The sequence below is a fragment of the Rodentibacter mrazii genome (assembly GCF_001998825.1).
Lineage (GTDB): Bacteria > Pseudomonadota > Gammaproteobacteria > Enterobacterales > Pasteurellaceae > Rodentibacter > Rodentibacter mrazii.
In genome coordinates, this window is record NZ_MLHG01000027.1 from 1 (window position 1) to 6,514 (window position 6,514).

The 6,514-nt window shown below is 44.8% G+C and carries 3 protein-coding genes and 1 pseudogene; 1 reads left to right on the forward strand and 3 read right to left on the reverse strand.

The annotated features are described in order from the left end of the window. Positions 1-211: 211 nt before the first annotated feature. From BKK47_RS12340 to metH, 3 genes and pseudogenes are all read right to left on the reverse strand, one after another. Positions 212-386 (reverse strand): annotated as a pseudogene (locus tag BKK47_RS12340) (vitamin B12 dependent-methionine synthase activation domain-containing protein); the annotation flags it as partial. Between the two features lie 26 nt (positions 387-412). Further along, entirely contained in the window at positions 413-952 is a 540-nt protein-coding gene (locus BKK47_RS05225; RefSeq protein ID WP_077493846.1) for an RBBP9/YdeN family alpha/beta hydrolase, read from the reverse strand. Between the two features lie 61 nt (positions 953-1,013). After that, the gene (gene metH / locus BKK47_RS05230) at positions 1,014-4,700 is read right to left on the reverse strand and encodes a methionine synthase (protein ID WP_077493847.1); all 3,687 of its coding nucleotides are present in this window, start codon (positions 4,698-4,700) and stop codon (positions 1,014-1,016) included. Between the two features lie 128 nt (positions 4,701-4,828). On the opposite strand from metH, the gene BKK47_RS05235 reads away from it, so the two are divergent. Further along, a complete protein-coding gene (locus tag BKK47_RS05235) occupies positions 4,829-6,466 on the forward strand; it encodes a ShlB/FhaC/HecB family hemolysin secretion/activation protein (protein ID WP_077493848.1) in 1,638 nt (545 codons plus the stop codon). The last annotated feature ends 48 nt before the right edge of the window (positions 6,467-6,514 follow it).

Consider the following 6,514-nt stretch of genomic DNA (forward strand, 5'->3'; position numbering starts at 1 on the left):
GTTATATTTAACCTGAAAATATAAATCTAAATATGTTACTAATAATAAAAAGGAAATTAACCATTCAATTCCCATAATAGAAGATAGTGTTAATTTAAAATTTTTTATTTTTTCCATTTTACTCCAATTAAATATCATTTTGAATGCCGCTTTTTCTTTATATACTAAAGGAAAGTGGGGAAATGCTATATCTAATTCTAATAAATTAACTCTATTTCATCGCCACTTCCAACCACTTCACCCTTTCTCTCTCACTCCCCCCTGCGTTGTGCATAATCCATTGCCAGATCTTCATCAATTCTCCCTAGGGGGAAGTAATTAGAAGCAGGGTGGGTGAAAATGCTAGCGGTTGGCACATGGCACATGGCGTAGCCTTCGGTGATTTTATTCGATGCGTTGCTCCTTTTCAACTTTATGTCAGTAAACGAATAATTTCTAATAAAAGTGGAAATTCAGTTGCCCCTTCTCGATCAAGAAAATGTCCCCCCATCGGTAAGCAATGATACTCAGCTCCTAAATAATGTGCAAATCGTTGGCTGAACTCAGAAGGCACAATACTATCGTCTTGGGCTGTAATGACATAAGAATGCTCTGGTAAACAAGGGAGTTGTTTTGCATAATCTGTTATAAATTCATCTAACATCGGTAAACCCGGTACCGATTCGTAAAATCCAGAAACGAAAATTCCCGCCGTAATTTTTTGTTGAGTATGGGCAAGTAAACGAAGAGAAGCGATACATCCGAGGCTATGTCCGACTAAAATAGTTTCCGGTGTTAACGTAACATTTTGTAAATGATAATTAAGCCATTCCTGTGAGTTAGGGTAATGGCTATTTGGCATTGTTAAACGTTGGCAAGGAATGCCTATTTTTGTTAATTCTAATTCAAGCCAAGGAAACCAGTGTTGATCTTCATTTGCTGTATAACCGTGCGTAATATAGACTTGTTTCATATTATTAACCTCTAGAATAAATAGATATTGTTTGGTATCTTCAATTGATTTTTTGAAAGTTTTACTTCATCGCCACCCCCAACCACTTCACCATGTCTCTCTCATTCCACCCCTTCCGTTTCGCATAATCCACTGCCTGATCTTCATCAATTCTTCCCAATGTGAAGTAATTGGAGGCGGGGTGGGTGAAGTACCAGCCACACACACTGGCGGCAGGCCACATTGCGTAGCTTTCGGTGAGTTTCATTCCGATGCGTTGCTCCACTTCCAATAAATCCCAGATGATCTGTTTTTCGGTGTGTTCAGGGCAACTTGGGTAGCCGGGGGCGGGGCGAATGCCGATGTAGTCTTCACGGATCAACCGGTCGTTTTCAAAGGTTTCTTTGCTATATCCCCAGATTTTCGTGCGAAGTTCAAAGTGCAGATATTCCGCCATTGCTTCGGCGAGTCGGTCGCCGACCGCTTGTAGTAAAATCGCATTGTAATCGTCCCCTGCGGCTTTGTAGCCTTCGACCAAATCGTGTTCTTCAACGCCAGCACAAACGGCAAACATACCAAGCCAATCCTGTTTCCCGCTTGCTTTGCTGGCGATAAAATCGCTCAAACAGAGGTTGTACGGGCTTTTGCTGTTTTTGCCGCGCTCGCCCTGTTGGCGTAAATGGTAGGCTTTGCCTGCCACTAAAGTGCGGTCAGTATTTTGGTAGATTTCAATATCGTCGCCCACGCGGTTGGCAGGAAAAATCCCCATCACTCCGCTTGGGTTGAGTTTGTGGTTTTGTTCGAGTTCGTCCAGCACTTTTTGCGCATCATTATAGACTTTGCGGGCTTCTTCACCGCCTTCAGGGTAATCGAACGCATCAGGGTAGCCGCCCATCAAGCCCCATAAGCGGAAAAACGGCGACCAGTCGATAAATTTTCGCAGCGTCGCAATCGGCACATTTTTATATTCAATAATGCCCGTTTGATTTGGCACAGGCACTTGGTAATCCGCCCATTCGCCGCTGAACCCGTCAAAGCAGTTCGCTCTCGCTTCCTCAATCGGTAACTGCTTACGTGGGGCTTTTTTGTTGGCAAAGGCGTGCTGAATTTGCTCGTACTCTTTTTTCATTCGTGTCCATAATTCCGCTTTAGTCTCCGGATTCATCAGCGCCGCACACACCGTCACCGCTCGGGAGGCATTGGTGGTGTAAATGACTTCGTGCCGATATTTTGGGTAGAGTTTAATCGCCGTATGCTCTTTAGAGGTGGTCGCCCCACCGATGATCACCGGAATAGCCAGATTTAAACGGTTCATTTCGCCCAAGAAATATTCCATTTCGTCTAAAGACGGCGTGATCAGGCCGCTTAAGCCGATAATATCTGCCTTTTCATCAATTGCCGTTTGAATAATTTTATCCGCTGGCACCATCACACCAAGATCGATCACTTCAAAATTATTACATTGCAACACCACGCTCACGATGTTTTTGCCGATGTCGTGCACATCGCCCTTGACAGTAGCGATCACGACTTTTCCGTTTGATGAACCTTTTTGTTTGGTGGCATTGATAAATGGTTCTAGATAAGCAACAGATTGTTTCATCACCCGTGCCGATTTCACCACTTGTGGAAGGAACATTTTGCCGTCTCCAAACAGATCGCCCACCACGTCCATGCCGTCCATCAGTGGCCCTTCAATCACCTCCAGCGGCGAGCTAAATTTCAGACGGGCTTCTTCGGTATCTTCGATGATGTAATTCGTGATCCCTTTCACTAAGGCGTGTTTTAGCCGCTCTTCTACTGCCCAAGTTCGCCATTCCGCCACGCTGTTATCTTCGGTGGAAGCGGTCTGATTTCGATATTTTTCTGCAATTTCAAGTAGGCGATCGGTCGCGTCTGGTACACGGTTTAGCACGGCATCTTCGATCACATCACGCAATTCAGGATCGAGATCGTCATAAATCGCCAACTGCCCCGCATTGACAATCCCCATATCCATTCCCTGCTTAATCGCGTGATAGAGGAAAACCGCGTGAATCGCCTCACGCATCACATTATTACCACGGAACGAGAAGGATACATTCGACACGCCGCCGGAAATTTTGGCGTGCGGCAAGGTTTGCTTAATCCGTCCTGTGGCGTTGATAAAATCCACGCCGTAGTTATTGTGCTCCTCAATCCCCGTGCCAATCGCAAAAATATTCGGGTCGAAAATAATATCTTCGGGCGGAAAACCGACCTGATCGACCAAAATGCGATAAGCTCGGGTACAAATTTCGACTTTGCGTTCTTCCGTGTCCGCCTGACCAACTTCGTCAAACGCCATTACCACCACTGCAGCACCGTAACGGCGGACTAATTTGGCTTGTTGGATAAATTTTTCCTCGCCCTCTTTGAGTGAAATTGAGTTCACAATCCCTTTGCCTTGAATGGACTGCAAGCCTGCCTCAATCACTTCCCATTTTGACGAGTCGATCATCACCGGCACTTTCGCCGCTTCCGGCTCGGTTGCCATAATATTGAGAAAACGGGTCATACATTTTTGGCTGTCGAGCAATGCCTCGTCCATATTGACGTCGATCACCTGCGCCCCGTTTTCCACTTGGTCGATGGCAATTTCAATCGCCTCGCCAAATTTTTCTTCTTTGATTAAACGCTTGAATTTTGCTGAACCGGTAACATTGTTACGTTCACCTACATTTACAAACAGTCTGTCGTTATCAATGTTTAGCGGCTCTAACCCCGACAACCGCATTGCCGTTTTAATGTCGGGCAACGGACGAGGCTTGATTCCCTGCATTGCCTCCGCAAAGGCTTTGATGTGCTCCGGCGTTGTACCACAACAGCCGCCGACAATGTTCACAAAACCGCTTTCCGCCCACTCTTTCAAATGTGCAGCCATTTCCGCCGCCCCTAAATCGTAACCGCCAAAGGCATTCGGCAAGCCGGCGTTCGGGTGCACGGAAACATAGGTTTCACAAATTTTCGATATCACTTCCACATAAGGTCGCAATTCTTTCGGGCCTAAAGCACAGTTTAAGCCAAAGCTGATTGGCTTAGCGTGGCGGAGGGAATTGTAAAATGCCTCGGTGGTTTGTCCCGATAGCGTTCGCCCTGAGGCATCGGTAATTGTGCCGGAAATCATAATCGGCAGTTGCACGCCTAATTCTTCAAATACTTTATCAATCGCAAAGGCAGCGGCTTTGGCGTTGAGCGTATCGAAAATGGTTTCGATCATAATCATATCCGCTCCGCCCGCAATTAAACCACGGGTCGCCTCGCCATAGGCTTCGACTAATTGCATAAAGGTAATATTACGAAATCCGGGGTCGTTCACATCGGGGGAAATGGAGGCAGTGCGGTTAGTTGGGCCAAGTACGCCAGCAACAAAGCGGGGCTTGTCAGGCGTGCTGTATTTATCTGCTGCCAGCCGTGCCAGCTTCGCCCCTGCAAAATTCAGCTCGTAAGCGACCGCTTGTAGATCGTAATCGGCTTGCGCAATGGTGGTGGCACTGAAGGTGTTAGTCTCAATAATATCCGCCCCTGCGGCAAGGTATTTCTCGTGGATAGCGCTGATCAATAATGGCTGAGTGAGGGTCAGCAAATCATTATTGCCCCGTAAATCGACCGCACTTTCCTTAAAACGTTCGCCACGGAAGTCCGCCTCCGTCAGCTTATATTGTTGGATCATCGTCCCCATTGCGCCGTCTAGGATAAGAATGCGTTGGGCAAGGACGGTTTTTAAAAGTGTGGTTGTTTTTTCTGACATATTATCTCGTTATTTATGAATAGGGTGAGGAATGGAAAAATAATAGAAAGATGTCACAATACTGTCAAATTTTATCTCTAGCAAAATATAGAGTATGATTAGACGCTTAGTTTATTTTAGGATCTCGTATGAAATATCTTATCCCCCTTATCTTTTGCAGTCCTTTGTTCGCTTTGGCAAACAACGTAATAACTTCCTCTGCGACTGAATTTAACCGCTTTCAACAGCAAAATAAAAACCGAAATGAAGAATTACAACAGGTGCAGCAGCAACGTTGGGTAGAACAACATCAATACCAACCCAAACAAAAAGAAGAAACTATTTCTGATTTATCCCAAGTTTGCTTGCCCTATGAAAGTGTGCGCTTTGTCGGTTTCACCTTGATAGATCCAACACCATTTGCACCAAAGCCTAATGAATGTTTAAACGAAGTGAGATTAAATCAGCTTAGCCAAGATATCACCGCGGCTTATTTGAAAAAAGGTTATATTTACAATCCGTTCCGATTTGAGGACGACCACAGCGGAAAGCTCACCATACGCGTAACGGAAGGGCGGGTGAGTAAAATATCAGGCAATAATAAGCGGTTAAATTTTTCGACTTTATTACCCAATGTAGAGGGGCAAGCACTTAATATTAAGGATTTAGATCAAGCTCTTGATCAAGCCAATAAAATGCCGGGGAGTAAAGTAACCGTTGATGTGTTGCCGGCAACAAACGGGGAAATTGAACTTGCTTTTGTTAATGAAGAAACATCGCGCATTAGTGGATTTGTCGGATTGGATAATTTCGCTTCTCAACGTACGGGGCGTTGGCAGGCAAAAACAGGGATTCAATTCGATAGTCCTCTCGGCTTGTCCGATACACTCTATGTGAATGCCGCCCACACCTTAAAATCGTTTCATCAAAATTACAGTCGCTCTCTCTCGTTTTTTCATACCATACCTTACGGCTATTGGACATTCAGCAGTTTTGGTTCTTTTTCGTCTTTCAAATCCGATATACCGCTACAATACCTTAAAGCGCAACAAAATGGAAAAACATGGCAAATAGCATTCCGCACCGATTACACTTTCCAACGAGATTCAAATTCCATCTCTTCTCTCTACGTTCAACTAGAACGAAGCAAAAGCAGAAGTTATTTTCAAGATAGTCTGATTCGATTACAAAGCCCAACGCTGACGACAGCTCAATTCGGTATCAATCATCTACAACTCTTTCCGAACGGTTCATTAATTGCTGATTTTAGTTACGAACGGGGATTAAAATGGTGGAATGCCACGCCAAATCAGGGACGGGATCAACCGGAAGGGCAATTTAACTTATGGCGTTCAGATTTACAACTCCATTACTATCACCAAATAAAATCGCAAATTTTTCACCAATCTGCACGTCTGATCGGGCAATACAGTAAAAATTACTTGCCAGCCATTAAACAAGCGGATCTGTTAGGACGATATTCCGTGCGGGGCTTTAATGATCTTTCCCAATCTGCGGAAAAAAATCTCGTGTTACAAAATAACATAGGGTGGCTATACAGATACAATCAATGGCAACTGGAACCTTACCTCGGTGTGGATTTAGGCATACAAAAAACGACCGCCAGCGATGCGAAAAGCCAAAAAGCCTTCGGGTATGCCGTTGGTATCAAAACATCTCACCCACATTGGCAAATGCAACTGGAATGGGCAACGGGGCGGCTGTTCCAAACAGATAAAATTCAGCAAGAACGTAGTGTTAATGCGAATATCAGCTATATTTTCTAAGTCGTCGTAAAAAGGTCGGCCCCCCGACCTTTTATTTTTAACTAAAAA

Coding starts and splice junctions, on each gene's coding strand:
- BKK47_RS05225 (WP_077493846.1), bottom strand. CDS start 952: ATGAAACAAGTCTATATTACGCACGGTTATACAGCAAATGAAGATCAA.
- metH (WP_077493847.1), bottom strand. CDS start 4,700: ATGTCAGAAAAAACAACCACACTTTTAAAAACCGTCCTTGCCCAACGC.
- BKK47_RS05235 (WP_077493848.1), top strand. CDS start 4,829: ATGAAATATCTTATCCCCCTTATCTTTTGCAGTCCTTTGTTCGCTTTG.